Consider the following 19,594-nt stretch of genomic DNA (forward strand, 5'->3'; position numbering starts at 1 on the left):
TAATGAATATGCTGGCCTGACGCCTCCAGCCCGGTTTGGCGAGTATTTTACCAGAGTCAGACTATTTAGTTTTACTTCTGGCAGGCCAGGCGAATCGTGACCAAAAAGCGTGATCGTGGCAGAAGTTTTGCGCTTCCCGCATCGCTTATACGCTGTCAGGTCTGTGTTAAACTGCAGACCATTACGTGGAAGCAGGAATGTAGAATGGCAACAATGCTGGATGTCTCACTGCGCGCGGGCGTGTCGAAGGCTACCGTCTCGCGCGTGCTGAACGGCACAGGTCAGGTTAAAGAGAGTACGCGTCAGCAGGTCTTTGCTGCGATGGAAGAGCTGGGCTACCGCCCAAACTTTCTCGCGCGTTCGCTGGCTAACCAGACCAGCAACAGCATTGGTCTGGTCGTCTCTACCTTCGACGGCTTTTACTTTGGTCGTCTTTTGCAGCAGGCGTCGCGGCAGACCGAAACCCACGGGAAACAGCTGATCGTCACCGACGGTCACGACGCGCCAGAACAGGAAGAACAGGCGGTGCAGATGCTGGCCGACCGCCAGTGCGATGCCATCGTGCTTTACACGCGCTATATGAGCGAAAAGGCGATCATCAAGCTGATTAATACCGTGCAAACGCCGCTGGTGGTCATCAACCGTGAAGTCAGCCAGGCACCGGAGCGCTGCGTGTTCTTCGAACAGCAGGATGCCGCGTTTAAGGCGGTGGATTACCTGATCAATCAGGGCCACCGGGAGATCGCCTGCATTACCGTCCCGATCCACACCCCCACGGGTAAAGCGCGGCTAATGGGCTACCGTAAGGCGCTGGAAAAGCACGGCATTCGTCTGGACGAGCGTCGAATAAAGTACGGTGATGCGGGAATGACGCGGGGCTATGAGCTGTGTAAGGAGCTGATTGCTGAAGGGGTGTCGTTCAGCGCGCTGTTTGCCTGTAACGATGATATGGCGCTGGGCGCGTCCAAAGCGCTGCATCAGGCAGGGCTTAAGATCCCGCAGGATATCTCCCTGTTCGGCTTTGACGATGCCCCAAGCGCGAAGTGGCTGGAGCCTGCGCTCTCATCGGTTTATCTTCCGATAGATAACATGATCGTCACGGCTATCGATCAGGCGATCCGGCTGGCGAAGAACCAGCCGGTCGATGCGATCCCGCCGTTTACCGGCACGCTGGTATTACGCGATTCGGTCACAACGGGGCCGTACTTTCATCAAACGAGTTCCAGCGCCAGCAGTTCCTGAATGGTCTGACGACGACGGATCAGCCGCGCCTTGCCGTTATCAAACAGCACTTCCGGCAGCAGCGGACGGCTGTTGTAGTTCGAGGACATAGACGCCCCGTACGCGCCGGTATCGTGCAGCACCAGGTAATCGCCAGGCGCTACCTCCGGCAGCGCACGGGTTTCCACTTTGCCGCCTTCCTGCTGGGTAAATACGTCACCGGATTCACACAGCGGGCCTGCGACCACCGTCTCGCGGCGCGGCGCGTGCGTTAAATCGCGGCCATCGGCGGCAAGGGCGGTAATGTGATGGTAGCTGCCGTACATGGACGGACGCATCAGGTCGTTAAAGCCCGCGTCAATCAGCACGAAGTGGCGGGAGCCCATCTCTTTGACGCTGCGCACCTGCGCCACCAGCACGCCGGCTTCGGCCACCAGGAAACGACCCGGTTCAATTTCCAGCTTCACGGCATGACCAAGATGCGCGGCGATTTGATCGCGCGCGGCGCTCCACAGGCCGTAATAGTGATCGGTGTCGATCGCCTCTTCCCCTTCGCGATAAGGAATGGAAAGACCGCCACCGGCAGAGATCGCCTCCAGATCCTGACCGAAGTCGACAACCTGGCGCACCATTGCCCCGCACACCTGCTCCAGGTGCCCGTAATCGACGCCAGAGCCAATATGCATATGAATGCCCACCAGCTTCATGTTGTAGCGCTGCAGCACCTCCAGGGCAGCAGGCATATCGGCGTACCAGATCCCGTGCTTGCTGTTTTCGCCCCCGGTGTTGGTTTTTTGGCTGTGGCCATGACCGAAGCCCGGGTTCACCCGCAGCCAGACGCGATGACCAGGCGAAACCTGCCCAAGCTGCTCCAGCATATCCACAGAACCGGCATTCACCGGCACCTGCAGTTCATGCACGCGCGCAAGCGTGGCGTCGTCGATCACATCCGCGGTAAAGACGATCGCATCAGGATCGGTTTTCGGATCGAACCCGGCCGCCAGCGCACGCTCGATTTCACCCAGCGACACGGAGTCAACCTTCGCGCCCTGCTCGCGCATCAGGCGCAGAATGTGAATATTGGAGCAGGCCTTCTGGGCAAAACGCACAACGTCAAACTGATGCAGGGCGGCGATCTTCTCGCGAACGATCTGCGCGTCATAGACCCATACCGGGCAGCCAAACTCGGCGGGCAGGCGCAGCAGGTTTTCAGCGTTCAAATCGGTATCCGTCTGGTTGAGCGGGCGTGGCATGGTCTTCTCCGGGTCAATTCATTTTTTATGATTACGCCACAGCGGAAGCCGAATAAAAAATATCGTTTTATCGCGAGTCTATGCAAAAATGATATGGACAGTTCTTTGCTTTCAGGTGCCCTATGCCCGCCGTCAATTTACGCCACATCGAGATTTTTCATGCCGTGATGACCGCCGGCAATCTCACCGAAGCCGCACAGATGCTGCATACCTCCCAGCCGACGGTCAGCCGGGAGCTGGCGCGCTTCGAGAAAGTGCTGGGGCTGAAGCTGTTCGAACGCGCCCGGGGAAGGCTTCACCCGACGGTTCAGGGGTTGCGCCTGTTTGAGGAAGTGCAGCGCTCATGGTACGGGCTGGACAGAATCGTCAGCGCGGCGGAAAGCCTGCGCGAGTTTCGTCAGGGCGAGCTGTCGATTGTCTGCCTGCCTGTCTTCTCTCAGTCCTTCTTACCGACGCTGCTCCAGCCTTTTCTGGCCCGCTATCCCGAGGTCAATCTCACCATCGTGCCGCAGGAGTCGCCTCTGCTTGAAGAGTGGCTGTCGGCACAGCGGCACGATCTCGGGTTAACCGAGACCTTCTCGACACCTGCAGGAACGGCGCGCACGGAACTGCTCGCGCTGGATGAAGTGTGCGTTCTGCCCGCCGGGCATCGGCTTGCTCACAAAGCGGTGCTGACGCCTGCGGATTTTCACGGTGAGAACTACATTAGCCTGTCGCAAACCGACAGCTACCGGCAGCTGCTGGATACGCTTTTTGCTGAGCATCAGGTGAAGCGGCGGATGGTGGTAGAAACGCACAGCGCGGCCTCAATATGCGCGATGGTTCGTGCGGGCGTCGGCGTCGCGGTCGTCAATCCGCTTACGGCGCTGGACTATGCCGGGAGCGGGATCGTCATCCGCCGTTTTAGCGTTTCCGTCCCGTTCACCGTAAGCCTTATCCGCCCGCTGCACCGTCCAGCTTCCGCGCTGGTGGACGCATTCACCGAACACTTAGTTGAGCATGCGCGTCAGGCGGCGCTTCGCTTGCCTGACCTGCAAAACCCGTTATGACAGCATAAATTCCACGGCATCTGCCGCGTGAATAGCCGCGGTATCAAACACCGGGATGGGGCTTCGTTCGGCCGGCACCAGTAAACCGATCTCCGTGCAGCCGAAAATCACCCCTTCAGCCCCCTGTTGCGCCAGTTTCTCTATTACGCTCACGTAATACGCACGGGAGGTTTCGCTGAAGGTTCCAAGGCAGAGCTCGTCGAAGATAATCTGATTGATGCGCGCCCGGTCCTCCTCATCCGGGATCAGGCTTTCTATCCCAAACTCGCTGTGCAAGCGCCCGCGATAGAAATCCTGCTCCATGGTGTAACGTGTGCCCAGCAAGGCCACGCGCGACATTCCCGAGGCGCGAATTGCGCGTCCGGTGGCATCCGCGATGTGCAGGAACGGCAGCGAACAGCGCGCTTCAATGTGCGAGGCCACTTTGTGCATCGTGTTGGTACACAGCAGAATGCCCTGCGCCCCCGCACGCTCCAGCCCCAGCGCGGCATCGGCCAGGATCTCCCCCGCTTTATCCCATTCACCGCTCGACTGACAGGCTTCGATTTCATGAAAATCAACGCTGTGCAGCAGCAGGCTCGCGGAGTGCAGGCCGCCCAGACGCTGCTTTACGCCTTCGTTAATCAGGCGGTAATAAGGGATAGTCGATTCCCAGCTCATCCCACCTAACAGGCCAATCGTTTTCATCATCCCTCCTTCTCTGTTTAAGCCAGTGAAGCAAACTTGTGATCCTGTTTCCAGATCTTTGTTGCGTCGTTTTCTTTTTAAGCTGGCCCATATAAATTAAATAAAACACCGTTTTATTATAAAGGGCAAGACCATGTTTATGTTCCACAAAGAGACCGCGTCTGAAGATCTGGGGAACGGCGTTACGCGCCGCGTGCTGGCCCACGGCGGCAGGATGATGGCGGTTGAAGTGCATTTTGAGCAGGGTGCAATTGGCCCACTGCATAACCACCCGCACGAACAGTTAACCTATGTTCTCTCCGGCGAGTTTGAATTTACGATTGGTGAAGAGAAGCATGTCGTGACGGCGGGAGATACGCTCTACAAAAAACCACATGTTATGCACGGCTGCCTCTGCCTCAGGGCCGGCACGCTGCTGGACACCTTTACGCCTGTCCGCGAGGATTTCCTGAAATAAAAAAGGCGCTGTTTCAGCGCCTTTCCTGTATGCAGAATTTATTCCGTTACCGGCTCTGGCAATGGGTTTCGGCTGAGCATGGCCTCACGCAGTAACACGCTGCCGCAGGCAAACAGAGCGCCAAGGATCGCTGCCAGAATGACAATCATCCCTTTGCCCGGGCCGTCTTTTTTCACTGGCATCGATGGCGAAAGCTGATACCTGAATGGCTCAAGCTTAACGTCTGCAAAGGAGAGTTTTTTCAGCTGCGCCAGGTAATATTCCCGGTTCTGGAAATCCGCGTTCAGCTCCGTCACGTCCTTGAGATTTTTTTCAATCTTTAGCTTTTGCGCGATACCGTCAGCCCCGAGCGCAACGGAGTAATCCGGATCGTCTTTTACCGCCTGTCCGTTGCTGTACACGGGCTTCTTAATGCCCGCGGCATTCGCCACTTCCAGCGAATAATTCAGCCGCTGCAGGTTGGTGTTGTGCACATTGGTCAGACGAACGCGGTCGAGCGCCAGCTGCTGTTCTACCTCGTTCGTTTTGAGGGCGATCTGATTGCGGATATTTTGCACCGTCTCTTTCTCAACAATTGCCGAGATATAGTCGATATACCCCTCCAGGACGGATTGGGCATCGGCTGCGGTCGGCGCGGTGAAGCTCAATGTCCAGGAGACGAAAGGCGATTTATCCGCGTCTTTTCCCTGAACATCATTCACCGCTTTCATTCTGTCTGCGATATTAACAACCGCACGGTGCAGTTCAAGCGGGTCCACTTCCGTATTCTTAAGCTGCGCCATCACGTAAGGGGAAGAGGTCATATACTCTTCGAGCAATGACTGTGACTGGAATTTTTTAATAAACAGGTCAAAGACTTCCTGACGGGTGACCGGCACCTTCACGTCAAGAACCTGCAGCGCAACCATCATCTGGCGCAGCGGGTTCCACTGTGTCTGTTCCGCCGGAGTGATCACCGCTTTACTGGTCCATTTTTGCGGCAGTAGAAGCGCAATTGCCAGACCTGCCAGCGCGAAAACAAAGATAATGGTGGCAATACGTTTTTTCGCGGTAATCAGAACATCTAACAGACCCAGAAGATCGATCTCTTTTGAACTGACTGCTGGGGGGGCATATGAGGGAAAATCGAGGTCCGTTTTTTTCTTGATATCCATTGCTGACATAACCGTTCTTCTGTTTCGGGTGCAGTAAATTCCTGCCGGATGAGTTCAGTTGCCCGATAATACAAGAAACTAAGAATAATCTGAATGCGAGAATGGACTATCTGAGAGATTGCTATCAAAGTTGGTAGTTATTAAGCATCACGCTAACAAAACGCCGGGTGGCGCTGCGCTTACCCGGCATTACCCCTTACACGCCGATATTTCGCAGTTTCTCCCCGCTCATCAGCTTGCGTTCAATATGCTCCAGCGTCACGCCTTTGGTTTCTGGAATTAGCCAGAATGTGACGCCAATAAATGCCACGTTCAGCACCGTGTAGAGCCAGAAGGTTCCCGCCGCGCCAATCGCATCCAGCAGCGTCAGGAAGGTCGCGCCGATGATCATGTTCGATACCCAGTTGGTGGTGGTGGAACAGGTGATACCAAAATCGCGACATTTCAGCGGCTGAATTTCAGAGCACAGGATCCACACCACCGGCGCGGCGCTCATCGCGTAGCCAGCGATGCACATCATGGTCATGCCCACGGAGAGCCATGAGAGGCCACTGGACGCCGTGCCGTTATCAAACTGCATCAGGCAGTAGCCGAGGATCAGCGTACCGAGCGCCATCACGCTGAAGCCAATTTTCAGCGCTGGCTTACGTCCGGCTTTATCGACGGTGAACACCGCAATAAAGGTGGCGAACATAAAGGTGAGCCCCACCACCAGCGTGGCGATCATCTGCTGTTCGGTGGTGGTAAAACCGGCCATTTTGAAGATGCGCGGCGCGTAGTACATGATGATGTTCATCCCGGTGAACTGCTGCATCGCCTGGAGCAACATCCCGAGAAATACCGCGCGGCGCACGTTGCGGTTAACCTTGAACAATGACCAGCCGCCCTGCTTCAGCTTCAGGCTTTCGCGGATCTCGTTCAGCTCTTCACGCGCTTTCTCAGACGTGTCGCGCAGCATACGCAGCACCTCTTCCGCCTCCACGTGACGCCCTTTTTGCGCCAGCCAGCGCGGGCTGTTCGGCAGGAAAATCACTAATACAATCAACACAACCGCAGGCAGCGCCAGCACACCGAGCATCGCCCGCCAGTTACCGCTGTAGCTGAAGTACGTATCGGACAGGAACGCCAGCACGATGCCCAGCGTCACCATCAGCTGGTACATGCTGATCATCTTGCCGCGCACGTTCTCGCTCGCCATTTCGGAGAGATACAGCGGTGCGGTGTAGGAGGCGATCCCCACCGCCACGCCCAGCAGCACGCGGGAGAGGAGCAGCACTTCAACGTTGGTGGCAAACGCCGAACCAATGGATCCGGCAACAAACAGGACCGCCCCGACCATCAGGCTGTATTTGCGCCCGAGGCGGAACGAAAGCCAGCCGTTAAACAGCGCGCCGATGGCCGCGCCGAGCATCATGCTGCTCACCACCCACTCCTGCAGGCGGTTACTCAGCGTAAAGTGATCGGTAATAAACGGCAGCGCACCGGCGATAACGCCGATATCCAGGCCAAACAGTAAACCGGCCACGGCTGCCGCAATGGAGACAAACTGGTTCATGCGGCGGGTATCGCGCAGCGCAGCGGGCAACAGGTTAGAGTCATTTATAGATGTCATATTTTTCCTGCCTCAACAGCAAAATTCGTTAAGTGAAATTACGAGATAGCGGGGAAAAGTGTCAGGCCGGAATTCGTGAAGATATGGATTATTTCGCTATGGCATAGCGATCTGTGATGGACATTACAATTTCAACCAATGCTGGATAATCACCTTATTTTACTAATACATTAATTTTTCAGTAATAAAAGTGTGATGGCGGTCATCTATGATTTTTCAGTATGGATTTTTCGTGTTTATCAATATGGACTTTGGCAAATTTTAAGCAAAAAAAACCTCCGCCGAAGAGCAGAGGTATTTGTCATAAGTGGGTCTATCGCGCCAGCCAGCCGCCATCAACCGCGACGGTATAACCATTGATATAGTCCGATGCAGGGGAAGCCAGGAACACAACCGGCCCCATCAGATCGCTCGGAAGCCCCCAGCGGCCAGCCGGAATACGCTCAAGGATCGCCGCACTGCGCTCTTCGTCCGCCCGCAGCTGCTGGGTATTGTTAGTGGCCATATAGCCCGGCGCAATCGCGTTGACGTTGATGTTGTGCTGCGCCCATTCGTTCGCCAGCAGGCGGGTCACGCCCATCACCGCGCTTTTTGACGCGGTGTAAGACGGCACGCGGATGCCGCCCTGGAAGGAGAGCATCGAAGCGATATTAATGATTTTGCCGCCTTTCCCCTGGGCGATGAAGTGCTTCGCCGCCGCCTGAGACATAAAGAACACGCTCTTGATGTTCAGGTTCATGACGTCGTCCCAGTCGGTCTCGCTGAAGTTAATCGCGTCTTCACGGCGGATCAGCCCCGCGTTGTTGACCAGAATGTCGATATGGCCAAACTCCGCCACGGCGCGATCCAGCAGGTCCGGAATGGCGTCGATTTTACGCAGGTCGGCGGTCAGGCTGAGAAAACGACGGCCCAGCGCGGTCACGCGTTCAATCGTTTCCGTGGGCTCAACAATGTTAATCCCGACGATGTCGCAGCCCGCTTCCGCCAGGCCTAACGCCATCCCCTGGCCCAGCCCGGTGTCACAACCGGAAACCACAGCCACTTTACCCTGCAGAGAGAATGCATCCAGAATCATGTTTGTTCCTTACTCTTTCAGCGCCTGTCACCAACAGGCAGATTGATACTTAGCTGCCCGCGACTAGCGCAGATCCTTAACAGCGACGTGGTCCATGTCATCGAAGACCTGGTTTTCTCCAACCATACCCCAGATGAAGGTATAGGCTTTTGTCCCCACGCCGGAGTGAATAGACCAGCTGGGTGAAATGACCGCCTGCTCGTTATGCATGACGATATGGCGCGTCTCCTGCGGCTGTCCCATCATGTGGAACACGCAGGCATCGTCGTCCATGTTGAAGTAGAAGTAGACTTCCATGCGGCGCTCATGGGTATGGCACGGCATGGTGTTCCACAGGTTGCCCGGAGCCAGTTCGGTCAGCCCCATGCTGAGCTGGCAGGTTTCCAGCACATCCGGAACGAAGTATTTATTGATGGTACGGCGGTTGCTGGTGAGGTTATCGCCCAGCGTCACGGGCGCAACGTCGGCTGGCGTCACTTTTTTGGTTGGATAAGCGGTGTGCGCGGGGGCGCAGTTGTAGTAAAACTTTGCGGGCTTAGCGCCGTCGATGCTGGCAAAGACCACCTCTTTCGCCCCTTTGCCGACGTACAGCCCGTCTCGGTGGCCAATCTCGTAGCACTGGCCGTCCACGGTAATCGTGCCCGGCCCGCCGATATTAATCACGCCCAGTTCACGACGCTCCAGGAAGTAGCTGACGCCCAGCTGCTTGCCCACTTCGCCGCCCACTGAGACGGTTTTCGCCACCGGCATAATGCCGCCCACAATAATGCGGTCGATGTGGCTATAGACCATGGTGTACGTGTCGGCTTCGAACACCTGCTCAATTAAAAACTCGCTGCGCAGCCCCTGAGTATCCAGCGTTTTGGCGTGCGCGCTGTGAATGCTTTGTCTGACGTCCACGGTAACCTCCAGATGTGGTCATTCCCGAAAGAAGAAAATAAACGAAACAGCGTTCCGTTTTTCATTATGAGCACATACTAGCGGCAGAAAATAGGCTTTTCAACCCAACTTAAAACAACGTTTCATTTTTTATTTTATTTATAGCGGAAATGACGTTCGGATCACGATAAATACGCCAGGCAAAAACAGCGCCATAAAAAAACCTCCCGAAGGAGGTTTTTTTAATGAGGTAAGATTAGCGCTCGATGGCCAGCGCCACCCCTTGTCCGCCGCCTATACAGAGAGTAGCAATCCCTTTGCGGGCGTTTCGCTTTTTCATTTCGTGGACCAGGGAGACCAGGATTCGGCAACCGGACGCACCGATGGGATGCCCCAGCGCAATGGCCCCGCCGTTTACGTTGACCCGCAGCGGATCCCACTCCAGCATTTTGCCGACCGAGATCGCCTGCGCGGCAAAGGCTTCGTTCACTTCAATCAGATCCACATCAGAAAGCTGCCACCCTGCGCGATCCAGGCAGCGGCGGGTAGCGTAGACCGGCGCGATCCCCATTAACGCAGGATCCACGCCCACGCTGGCAAATGCCTTAATGCGGGCCAGCACGGGGAGATCGAGTTCAAGGGCTTTGCTTTCACTCATCATCATGACGGCCGCGGCGCCGTCGTTAATGGAAGAGGCATTTCCCGCCGTGACCGAGCCCTGGGTCTCAAACGCGGGATTCAGTCTTGCCAGGCCTTCAGCACTGGCATCGGTGCGCGGCTGTTCATCGGTATCTATAACGATAACCTCACCGTTCTGACGCTGTGTGCTGACCGGGACAATCTCGTCGCGAAAACGACCGGAATCAATCGCGGCACGCGCTTTTTGCTGCGAACTTAGCGCATAGGCGTCCTGCAGTTCGCGGCTGATGCCGTACTCGCGCGCCAGATTTTCTGCCGTCACGCCCATATGATAGTCGTTGAACGCATCCCACAGCCCGTCATGCACGAGGCTGTCGAGCAGCTGGCTGTTGCCCAGTTGCGCGCCGGTACGGCTGTCGGTCAGAACGTGCGGCGCGCGGCTCATGTTCTCTTGTCCACCAGCAATAACCACATCCGCTTCACCGCACTGAATGGCCTGGGTGGCGAGATGCAGCGCTTTTAATCCTGAACCACAGACGTCGTTAATGGTGATGGCGGATACGGTATTGGGCAACCCGCCCTTCAGCGCCGCCTGGCGCGCAGGGTTCTGCCCGGCTCCGGCCGTGAGAACCTGCCCCAGGATCACTTCATCAACTTCATGTGCGGCGATCCCGCTACGTTCCACCAGCGCTTTAACTACCACGCTGCCCAGGTCAACCGCCGAGTGACGCGCAAGCGCTCCCTGAAAACAGCCGATAGCCGTACGCAACGCACCCACTATTACGACATCTTTCATCACGACCTCTGTGTTAAATGACATGACGATAGTAGAGGATTGTTACTGGCAATTATCTTAATTGTTTAAAAATAGTGAGTTTAATCACAAGGATTAGCGCGCATCCTGCAGATACTGCCGCAGCCAGCTTCCGGCAACACCGGGCGGGGATCGTTTATTCCACAGCAAATCGATGCCGATCGCCCTTGGCCAGCCGGGAACATTGAGCTGTACCAGCGATTTCGCCGCGGCGAATTCATCCACCAGGGCGCACGGCAGCACGCACCAGCCGAAACCCTGGACGGCCATACTCAGCAGTAACAGGTAGTTCGGCGCTGACCAGACGGGCCCCCGAGCAATCTCAGCCTCGCGCTCAAGGTAGGTGCTGAGCCTCAGCTCCCGCCAGCCGTGCAGCTCGTCGCTCTGCACCTCGTGTTGCCCGGCGAGCGGGTGCGTGGTCGCGACATATATCGCCATTCGGGTCTGCACCGGCAGCCGGGTGGCGCCAATATCCGTAGGATAACTGTCTCGCGCTTCCGTCAGACCCACCTGCGCGCGCTCCTTTTGCAGCAGATCGATCACGTCTTCTTCCTCGCCAATCAGACATTCGAATTCCGTATGGGGAAAGCGGGCGTCAAACTGCTTCATCAGATCTTCCAGCACGTCCGGGTTGAGGGTATCGGAAAGGACAAACGTCAAACGCGCTTCGGTTCGTGCCGTTAACGACACCGCCAGCTCATCAAGCCGCGTGCTGGCGGCGAGGATGGCCTGCACGTAGCCCAACACCTGTTCCCCCTGGACCGTTAGCACCGGCTGCCGCGCCGAGCGGTCAAACAGTTCGAAACCCAGATCGGCCTCAAGATTGGCAATGGAGGTGCTGATCGTCGACTGGCTTTTACGCAGCCGGCGCGCGGCAGCAGAGAAAGAGCCTGCCGCAACGGTCTCAACAAACGCGGTAAGGGCTTCAGGTGAATAGCGCATAACCTATCTACTTTATCGATGGATACCATCTTTAATATATCAGCTTTAGCGATAAAAATAGGCTGCATCAACGCCCATACCGGCGAATTAATGAGGTCTACACTATGCAACACCAGGATGTACTCCAACGTAAGCTGCCGGAGCGGATCTTCCACGCTGTCTGTTTCGAAGGGATTGCCACGGCAATTCTCGCCCCGACGGCGGCGTGGCTGATGCAGCGCTCCGTGGTGGAGATGGGCGGGTTAACCATTATCCTGGCTACCACCGCCATGCTCTGGAACATTATCTATAACTTCGGCTTCGACCGTTTCTGGCCTGTCCAGCGCGTAAAACGTACGGCAAAAGTGCGTGCGCTGCACGCCCTGGGGTTCGAATGCGGGTTTATTGTGATTGGCGTGTCGATTGTCGCCGCCGTGCTGGGCGTGACCCTGCTTCAGGCATTCACACTGGAAATAGGTTTCTTCCTGTTCTTCCTGCCGTACACCATGTTCTATAACTGGGCATACGATAACCTGCGCGAGAAATTTCTTAAGCGCCGCCAGCAACGACGCGCTCTGGCAGGCTAAACTCACGCTGGCCGGACGCCCGTTCCGACCAAACTCCGTCGAAGCAACTGCGCTCTTCAGGCATAACTATGGTAAATTGCACGCCATTCTGATGGTTTGTTAGTTGAAACGTTGCTCTAATGTCGAAAATTTGGTCAAAAGATGAGACTCTCTGGAGTTTCGCTCTCTATGGCACGGCCGTGGGCGCAGGAACGCTGTTCTTGCCCATTCAGCTGGGCTCCGCAGGCGCTATTGTCCTGTTTATCACCGCCCTTGTGGCCTATCCGTTAACCTACTGGCCGCACCGGGCGCTGACGCAATTTATTCTCTCTTCAAAAACAAAAGGTAATGAAGGGATCACCGGCGCCGTCTCCCACTACTATGGTAAGAAGATTGGCAACCTGATCACCACGCTCTATTTCATCGCCTTCTTTGTGGTGGTGCAGATATATGCGGTGGCCATCACCAACTCGTTAACCGAACAGCTGGCGAAACACCTGACGGTGGATACCGTCGTTCGCGTGCTGGTCAGCCTGGGCGTGGTGCTGGTTCTGAATCTGATCTTCCTGATGGGACGGCATATCACAATAAAAGTGATGGGCTTCCTGGTGTTTCCGCTGATTGCCTATTTCCTGTTTGTCTCGCTCTACCTGATCGGCAGCTGGCAACCCTCGCTGCTGACCAGCCAGATGGCCGTCGATCGCCATACGCTGCACCAGGTTTGGATTTCGATTCCGGTGATGGTGTTTGCGTTCAGCCATACCCCGATTATCTCCACATTTGCCGTTGACCGTCGCGAGAAATTTGCCGACGGCGCCATGGATAAATGCAAGAAAATTATGAAGGTGGCGTACCTGATCATCTGCCTGAGCGTGCTGTTCTTTGTCTTCAGCTGCCTGCTCTCTATTCCACCGTCGTATATTGTAGCCGCCAAAGAACAAGGGGTAACGATCCTGTCCGCGCTGTCGATGATGCCTTCTTCACCGGCGTGGCTGGGTATTTCTGGCATTGTGGTGGCGATTGTTGCGATGTCAAAATCGTTCCTCGGCACCTATTTTGGGGTGATTGAAGGGGCGACGGAGATCGTGAAGTCGTCGCTAAATCAGATCGGCGTAAAAAAAAGCCGCGCCTTCAACCGCGCGCTTTCCATTATGGGGGTGTCGTTAATCACCTTTGCCGTCTGCTGCATTAACCCGAACGCCATTTCGATGATTTACGCCATCAGCGGTCCACTTATCGCCATGATTTTGTTTATCATGCCGACGTTGTCGACGTATCTGATCCCCTCCCTGAAACAATACCGTTCCATTGGCAGCCTGCTGACGCTGATCGTCGGCGTGCTATGCGTGTCGGTGATGTTTGTGGGCTAAACATACTCATGCCCGACATTCTGTCGGGCATGCCTCTCAGTCTCGCCCTGCTGACTCCAGCGGAAAAGGTCTGTCCTGCACTACCGTTTTCATGACAAGCGTAGAGCGAAGGTGCTGCACGCCAGGCATGGCGGAGAGTTTCTCGTCATAGAGTTTCTGAAAGGCCGACAGGTCGCGGGTCACGACGTGCATCAGATAATCCGGATCGCCAAACAGACGCTGTGCCAGCACGATCTGAGGGATCTCTTCTACCGCCTCTTCAAACGCGCTTACCGCCTTTCGGTCACCCTCTTTTAGCGTCGCAAACACTATCGCCAGAAAGTTAAAGCCCATTTTGGCGGGGTCAAGGCTGGCACGGTATCCCGTTATGGCCCCGCTTTGCTCCAGCGCCCGGACGCGACGATGGCACGGTGAAAGGCTCAGATTCACCCGTTCAGCCAGCTCGGTAAGGGATAAGCGGCCATCGGACTGCAGCTCCGCAAGAATTTTTCGATCGATGCTATCCATGTGGAAGATTTTCTCATTTTGACGGTGTTATGAGCATAACATTGAAAGCCTATTTCGCAGGGTTAGCGATATTCTTTTTCTCAACTTTGACGCACTGCAGGAGTCTTCAGGACGATGGAAATGAGTATTGTGGCCGGCTTTTGGGTGGTTTCGTTTCTGCTCATCATGACGCCTGGCGCCGACTGGGCCTACGCCATTAGCGCCGGGATTAACGGGCGGCGCGTGGTGCCGGCGGTGATGGGGTTGATGTCAGGGCATCTGTTAGCCACGCTGATCGTGGTGGCTGGCGTAGGCGTACTGATTGCTCAACATCCTCTGGCGCTAACCGGGCTGACCATTGCGGGGGCCGTGTATCTCCTGTGGCTTGGCATTACGCTATTACGTCATCCCGCCGCGCCGGAAAAGGCCACCCACCACGCGGGAAACTGGAAACAGTGGGCGGTGAAAGGGCTCTGCATTAGCGGCCTTAACCCGAAAGTTTTTTTGCTTTTTCTGGCGCTGCTTCCGCAGTTTACAGACCCTGCCGGAAGCTGGTCGATAGCGATGCAGATGTCCGCGCTTGGCGTGATGCACCTGATCACCTGCACGCTGGTCTATCTGCTGGTGGGGTATGGTTCGAGAGCGGTGCTGGCGACCCGGCCACAGGCGGCGCGTCTGGTGAGCATGGCATCGGGCGGGATAATGGTGATGATCGCGTTGGTATTGCTGTTTGAACAGATGAGATAAAAAAACACCGGCCATCGCCGGTGTGTTTTACGCCCGAATATCGTCATATTCCCGCGTGTTATCAAATTCATGCTTCGCAAACGGGCACAGCGGGATAATTTTGCGGTTCTCACCGCGCATCTTCTCAACCACTTTCGCCACCAGCTGCTTGCCCACACCCTGCCCCTTCAGGCTCGGATCGACATCGGTATGCTCAATAATGCTCAGGTGCTCGCCGGTCGGCACGAAGACAATCTCAGCGACCTGATTGCCGTTCGCATCGTTTACGTAAAACTTGTTGTGGCCTTCCAGAATATCCATGGTTCCTCGCTTATTTTTGGCGGTACTTCAGCGCACCGCTCGGGCAGGTATCAATCACGCGTACAACCGTTTCCACGTCCACTTCATCAGGAACAATCCACGGCTTACGCTTCAGATTAAACAGCTTTGCGCTCCCACGCACGCAGTTACCGGAGTGTTTGCAGATCCCGGTGTTGAAGTAAACGTCTATTTTCTCGCCGGTATAGGCCCGGTAGCCTGCATCCAGTAGTTCTTTATCCATGACATTGCCTCTGTAATTATTCTCGTGCTGAATGAAGCATAGCCTTATGGGATCCCGATAGCTATCACGCTGAAAACGAAAAGCCAGCTCGCAACACTTTTCGCCGGATTGCGTCCCCCTGCGTACATCGGTGGGTGCGCATACTGGCTGTTTTACGCATTAAGCGTGATCCGACATTCTGTTACTGAGTATCCCCGGTGAGATGTTTAAAATTAAACAAGTTTAATCTGAAGATGAGCCTGTCGTTTACGATAATGTCCGCTCTGCTTATTTAACATGAGTTACCCATGAAGACACGGCCATTATTACTGACTCTGCTCAGCCTCAATTTATTAACCGCCTGCAGCGCTTCTGAGCCAGATAAGGTTGAACAAATACACCATCTGCAGGTCCCGCTAGTTTTACCGGGAGAAAAACCGCCTGCCGTTCCGGCATCACATATTGCAGCACTTTATCAAGAAAATAAAATACAGATAGATAAAATAGCAACACAGCTGAAATCACAGTATTTACAGCACGCCACCGCAAAGGATATTTTCACCGAAGATAGCCCCGTTCAGCCGGTCTACGCCTCGCTGACAAAACTAGAACAGCTGGAAATGATTAATCAGCAATACCTGAAAGATAAAAATGTTACCGGTCTGCAAAAGATTAAACTTGCCCTTCAGCCTTTAGTCACTTAAATGCCAAAAAGCCCAACTGCTGAGCAGCTGGGCTTTTTTAATTGAGAGGCTAACAACGATTAATCGTGCTGTCCGAATCGCCATGTCAGGCCTGCCGTTACGGAGCTTACGTCGCTGCTGACGCCAATCTGGTTGGCGTTACCCACATTGCTTACCCATTGATATTCCAGGCGGCCAGCCAAATTTTTGTTGAACGCATACTCCGTCCCCACAGCGGCAAGCGGGCGAATGCCTGTATCAAAACGATTGTGACCACTTACATCAGATTCTGCGCGATACGCCATCGCCCCGGCACGCCCATAGATATCCCAGTTGTCGGTCACGGCATAGCTTGCTTTTAAGGACATCTGCAGCCCCTGGCTTTTCATTTGTGCGCCCGCACTATGGTTGCCTTTCATCTGCATATTTCCTAAATAATCATAACCACCTTCTACTGCGAGCCAGGGTGTCATCTGATAGCCAGCGTAAACCCCACCGCCGACGTTATCATGATCGATATTATACTGGCTTGAGCCATTGTTATTATCGCTCGCTTTAGAACCTGTGCTGGCGTCAAAATAGTGTGACCAGCCAAATTTAGCCCCGCTATACCATGTACCTGTATCCGCAGCTGCAAATGCAGCCGTTGCAGTGAACGCGTTAGCAATAATTAATGCAAAAAGTGTCTTCTTCATACAAATCCCGTTTACTCTGCTAAAGATTTTCAGTGAGCAAACGATATAGACAAACGAGAACAACGTGAAATGCTTTTCTGTTTAATTTTAAATTTTAGAACGACTCAGGTAAATTTCCCACTTCCAGTAAATAACCGCCGCGCTTAAACGCAATATATTGACCTTGCTTAAGCGCCGATAATACGTTGAGAATGCTGCTGCGTGAAAGAAGCGTACGATCCTGAATATATTCCAGAATGCTCGTCCGCATACGCGCCTCTTCGGGAAGTAATATCATTTCCTGCAGATAGCTACGAATCACGGAATAGGTACGTTGCTGCACGACCTGCGCATCACGATAAATCAGATACGCCGTATGATACGACAGTAAGGCCGCAACGTCTTCCCAGACGCCCTTTTCACGAAATAGTGCAGCTGCTTCATCTGCATCAGCACGTAAAATTATAGACTCTCTTTCTGCACGTAAAATATGCCCTTGTGTCGGCTGGATCATCTCGGCAATGCCGAACAGATGAGGCTCGAAAACGGTCACTAAGAGCAGTCCATCTGAGGCCCGCAGCAGCGAAAGCTCCCCGTCCTGAAAAAGGTACATCTGCTGGTGGCCTTTGTGTTTCCAGGTGATCCGCTTGCGCGGCGCGAGCTTCACTTTCTCTGCGATTGGCTCAAGGATCGCCGTCAAACGTTCAATGGATTGTTCAGGCCGAACAGGAGGTAAAATATTCATAACACAGCCTTTTAGCGTTGGGTAATGGCCAGTATAGACTACAACAGTCATTGATCAGACAAGTATGAGGGGGAAGTGATATCAGATAGAAAAACATGAGTAAAAAGAAACTTTGTTTATTTTTGAATTTTCCACCAAGAACGTCGGTAATAGGTAACTGATATTTGTTGGTGCTTGCTCTAATACCTATGAAAACACTGGGGAGAAAAGACTATTAAAACCTGAACAATCTTTTCTTCTTACACATCACTTCATTAAGATTATTCCTAATAAAACAACAAATATTTGTTGTTTTTTAAATAATTACAAAATATCAAGCCGAAACAGGCCGTTCCAGCTTTTGAATTGTATATACAGCCTGACTATTCTCTTTCGAGCCTAAAACATTCCGGAAATGAATATGCGTAAAGTGTAATACATATAGATTCATTTATTCGCTTTATCAGGCTGTTAGCCGATGTGAGTCATTAAAAAACTCATTTCGCAAGGACTATCTTTCAATGGCGAAATTGTACGCCACTCTCACAGGAGTCAGACATGAGCGCAAATTTAATCTGGTCAGGAAAAGTTGATGCAAAAAGTGCCGAAGGGATAAATACAGGCCTTTCCCTCAAACGAGGGGAGATCATTACGATTCTGGCCGATGGCTGGGCCAAAAATGGTAGCGAAACTTTTGCTCTGACCGCGCCACAGGGACGTATTCCCAGAGAGGGCGAACCGCTAACGATACGCAATCCTTCACTTCTGGCACGGATTGGGAGTGAAACATATCCGGTTGGCAACCATAAATATCGCTGGTCAATTCCTGCTGAAGGTATTCTGACGCTGATTTATGCCGATGGTAAAGACCAGTACAAAGACAACTCGGGCGAATTCAGCGTTGAAGTGTATCGCGAGGCGGATATTACAGCGACGACAGCACCGTTTGAAGATTTAACCAACTTTGAACGTGATAACTGGAATAGCTGGCAGGCGGGCCCTGCCGGGCACGATCTTTACCTGGTTGACGCCAGCGCCCGCGCCGTCGAGTTTATTACCAGGCCCAATAAAAATCATGCCGGAGAGATCCTCAAAAAGACGCTGACAGGTCTGACTGCCGGGCATGAATATACCTGGACGCTGAAAGCTGCGCGCATTATTGGAAAATATGAAGCGCCAAAAATTTCTCTCCGTGCGGATGGCAAAGACATCTCCGCACCGCTGGAGCTGAAGCAGGCGAATGAATGGGTAGCCCTGAGCGGAAAATTCAAAGCCACGGGCAGTCAGGCTGCACTCGCGGTAGTCAGCCATGTTACAGCAAGTATGGGGAATGATTTCAGAATTAAGGAGCTAAAAATTAAGGGATAATCTAAAGGAGTGTCGGTCTGCTATTCGGCATGAATGCTGGATGGCAGTTCGATGTTCAAAACAGGATTAAAAAATTGTGTAGCGCACATGATCAACATATGCGCTACACCAACAGGCAATAAACACACGGCATTACTCTTTATTATATTGTATATCCTCTCAGTATCGGCTGTGATTAGAAACAAGATGCGTCTCGATTAACGCCACCCTGAAACACAGCACGCTTTCGGTTAGGGTATCTGAGCGGAAGTAACACACTAACTTCATGCCTAATAAACACCAGTGGGGTAATATCGGTTCTGAATACACATTCAGGGCTGCATATTCACGTAATCAAAAAGATCATGGTGCCTGCAAAAGCGCACCATGAAAGAGCCATAATCTGCAATTAGCAAAGCACATCCTTGTTTAATTAAAAGGCAACGTAATTGTACTGCCGGTATATCGCTAAACGATACAAGACCTGTCTGGTTAATTCAGGGGGGAGCAGATCATACCTCTTATTGGTAAAACGTCGTTCAATTGTTGAACGATAACAGACAACGTATGTTAAGTAACTTGTTGATAGCGAAATACATTTAAGCCAATTTTGGGTGGTGTTTTGCAACAAGGGGAGAGATATGGAGCGGGCGAAGGGAATCGAACCCTCGTATAGAGCTTGGGAAGCTCTCGTTCTACCATTGAACTACGCCCGC

The 19,594-nt window shown here is 53.6% G+C and carries 21 protein-coding genes and 1 tRNA gene; 8 read left to right on the forward strand and 14 right to left on the reverse strand.

Annotation, left to right across the window (positions count from 1 at the left end; translation table 11 throughout):
* Positions 1-204: 204 nt before the first annotated feature.
* Positions 205-1,242, forward strand: a complete 1,038-nt coding sequence (locus tag HBM95_18690; GenBank protein NIH44935.1) for a LacI family DNA-binding transcriptional regulator — start codon at positions 205-207, stop codon at positions 1,240-1,242.
* Here HBM95_18690 and lysA read toward each other — a convergent pair.
* Positions 1,212-2,474 carry a diaminopimelate decarboxylase gene (lysA, locus tag HBM95_18695; protein ID NIH44936.1) on the reverse strand — a complete coding sequence of 421 codons (1,263 nt, stop codon included), beginning with the start codon at positions 2,472-2,474 and terminating at the stop codon, positions 1,212-1,214. The genes HBM95_18690 and lysA overlap by 31 nt on opposite strands.
* Positions 2,475-2,596: 122 nt before the next feature.
* Between lysA and HBM95_18700 the strand changes: the two genes are divergently transcribed.
* A complete protein-coding gene (locus HBM95_18700) occupies positions 2,597-3,523 on the forward strand; it encodes a LysR family transcriptional regulator (protein NIH44937.1) in 927 nt (308 codons plus the stop codon).
* Here HBM95_18700 and HBM95_18705 read toward each other — a convergent pair.
* Positions 3,518-4,210 carry an aspartate/glutamate racemase gene (locus HBM95_18705; GenBank protein NIH44938.1) on the reverse strand — a complete coding sequence of 231 codons (693 nt, stop codon included), beginning with the start codon at positions 4,208-4,210 and terminating at the stop codon, positions 3,518-3,520. The genes HBM95_18700 and HBM95_18705 overlap by 6 nt on opposite strands.
* A 133-nt stretch (positions 4,211-4,343) precedes the next feature.
* Here HBM95_18705 and HBM95_18710 point away from each other — a divergent pair, with 133 nt between their 5' ends.
* Entirely contained in the window at positions 4,344-4,667 is a 324-nt protein-coding gene (locus HBM95_18710) for a cupin domain-containing protein (protein ID NIH44939.1), read from the forward strand.
* Between the two features lie 38 nt (positions 4,668-4,705).
* Here the strand turns inward: HBM95_18710 and fepE are convergent, their stop codons facing one another.
* The 6 genes from fepE to HBM95_18740 form a co-directional block, all read right to left on the reverse strand.
* Complete coding sequence (gene fepE / locus HBM95_18715) at positions 4,706-5,830, reverse strand: LPS O-antigen length regulator (protein NIH44940.1); 1,125 nt, start codon at positions 5,828-5,830, stop codon at positions 4,706-4,708.
* A 187-nt stretch (positions 5,831-6,017) separates the two neighbouring features.
* On the reverse strand, positions 6,018-7,433 hold the full coding sequence (locus HBM95_18720; GenBank protein ID NIH44941.1) for a sugar porter family MFS transporter: 1,416 nt from the start codon (positions 7,431-7,433) through the stop codon (positions 6,018-6,020).
* Positions 7,434-7,746: 313 nt separating this feature from the next.
* A complete protein-coding gene (kduD, locus tag HBM95_18725) occupies positions 7,747-8,508 on the reverse strand; it encodes a 2-dehydro-3-deoxy-D-gluconate 5-dehydrogenase KduD (GenBank protein ID NIH44942.1) in 762 nt (253 codons plus the stop codon).
* A gap of 63 nt (positions 8,509-8,571) precedes the next feature.
* Positions 8,572-9,408, reverse strand: a complete 837-nt coding sequence (gene kduI, locus HBM95_18730; GenBank protein NIH44943.1) for a 5-dehydro-4-deoxy-D-glucuronate isomerase — start codon at positions 9,406-9,408, stop codon at positions 8,572-8,574.
* 235 nt (positions 9,409-9,643) lie between these two features.
* Positions 9,644-10,822, reverse strand: coding sequence for an acetyl-CoA C-acetyltransferase (locus tag HBM95_18735; protein ID NIH44944.1), 1,179 nt, complete (start codon positions 10,820-10,822; stop codon positions 9,644-9,646).
* A 93-nt stretch (positions 10,823-10,915) separates the two neighbouring features.
* On the reverse strand, positions 10,916-11,782 hold the full coding sequence (locus HBM95_18740; GenBank protein NIH44945.1) for a LysR family transcriptional regulator: 867 nt from the start codon (positions 11,780-11,782) through the stop codon (positions 10,916-10,918).
* Positions 11,783-11,886: 104 nt separating this feature from the next.
* On the opposite strand from HBM95_18740, the gene HBM95_18745 reads away from it, so the two are divergent.
* Both HBM95_18745 and HBM95_18750 read left to right on the forward strand, forming a co-directional pair.
* Positions 11,887-12,348: a multidrug/biocide efflux PACE transporter gene (locus HBM95_18745; GenBank protein ID NIH44946.1), complete on the forward strand. Its 462-nt coding sequence runs from the start codon at positions 11,887-11,889 to the stop codon at positions 12,346-12,348.
* A gap of 119 nt (positions 12,349-12,467) precedes the next feature.
* The gene (locus tag HBM95_18750; GenBank protein ID NIH44947.1) at positions 12,468-13,697 is read left to right on the forward strand and encodes a transporter; all 1,230 of its coding nucleotides are present in this window, start codon (positions 12,468-12,470) and stop codon (positions 13,695-13,697) included.
* 36 nt (positions 13,698-13,733) lie between these two features.
* On the opposite strand, the gene HBM95_18755 is transcribed toward HBM95_18750, so the two are convergent.
* The gene (locus tag HBM95_18755) at positions 13,734-14,204 is read right to left on the reverse strand and encodes an Lrp/AsnC family transcriptional regulator (protein NIH44948.1); all 471 of its coding nucleotides are present in this window, start codon (positions 14,202-14,204) and stop codon (positions 13,734-13,736) included.
* A gap of 114 nt (positions 14,205-14,318) precedes the next feature.
* Between HBM95_18755 and HBM95_18760 the strand changes: the two genes are divergently transcribed.
* Positions 14,319-14,930: a LysE family translocator gene (locus HBM95_18760; protein NIH44949.1), complete on the forward strand. Its 612-nt coding sequence runs from the start codon at positions 14,319-14,321 to the stop codon at positions 14,928-14,930.
* Between the two features lie 27 nt (positions 14,931-14,957).
* Here the strand turns inward: HBM95_18760 and HBM95_18765 are convergent, their stop codons facing one another.
* Entirely contained in the window at positions 14,958-15,230 is a 273-nt protein-coding gene (locus HBM95_18765) for an N-acetyltransferase (GenBank protein ID NIH44950.1), read from the reverse strand.
* 10 nt (positions 15,231-15,240) lie between these two features.
* Positions 15,241-15,471: a hypothetical protein gene (locus HBM95_18770; protein ID NIH44951.1), complete on the reverse strand. Its 231-nt coding sequence runs from the start codon at positions 15,469-15,471 to the stop codon at positions 15,241-15,243.
* Positions 15,472-15,758: 287 nt separating this feature from the next.
* Here HBM95_18770 and HBM95_18775 point away from each other — a divergent pair, with 287 nt between their 5' ends.
* Entirely contained in the window at positions 15,759-16,154 is a 396-nt protein-coding gene (locus HBM95_18775; protein NIH44952.1) for a hypothetical protein, read from the forward strand.
* A gap of 59 nt (positions 16,155-16,213) precedes the next feature.
* Here HBM95_18775 and HBM95_18780 read toward each other — a convergent pair whose 3' ends face one another.
* Both HBM95_18780 and HBM95_18785 read right to left on the reverse strand, forming a co-directional pair.
* A complete protein-coding gene (locus HBM95_18780; GenBank protein NIH44953.1) occupies positions 16,214-16,828 on the reverse strand; it encodes an outer membrane beta-barrel protein in 615 nt (204 codons plus the stop codon).
* Positions 16,829-16,922: 94 nt separating this feature from the next.
* Positions 16,923-17,552: a Crp/Fnr family transcriptional regulator gene (locus HBM95_18785; GenBank protein ID NIH44954.1), complete on the reverse strand. Its 630-nt coding sequence runs from the start codon at positions 17,550-17,552 to the stop codon at positions 16,923-16,925.
* Positions 17,553-18,089: 537 nt separating this feature from the next.
* Here HBM95_18785 and HBM95_18790 point away from each other — a divergent pair.
* Complete coding sequence (locus HBM95_18790; GenBank protein NIH44955.1) at positions 18,090-18,899, forward strand: hypothetical protein; 810 nt, start codon at positions 18,090-18,092, stop codon at positions 18,897-18,899.
* Between the two features lie 621 nt (positions 18,900-19,520).
* Here the strand turns inward: HBM95_18790 and HBM95_18795 are convergent.
* Positions 19,521-19,594 (reverse strand) — tRNA-Gly (locus HBM95_18795).

The sequence above is a fragment of the Enterobacter asburiae genome, assembly GCA_011754535.1.
Taxonomy (GTDB): domain Bacteria; phylum Pseudomonadota; class Gammaproteobacteria; order Enterobacterales; family Enterobacteriaceae; genus Enterobacter; species Enterobacter cloacae_N.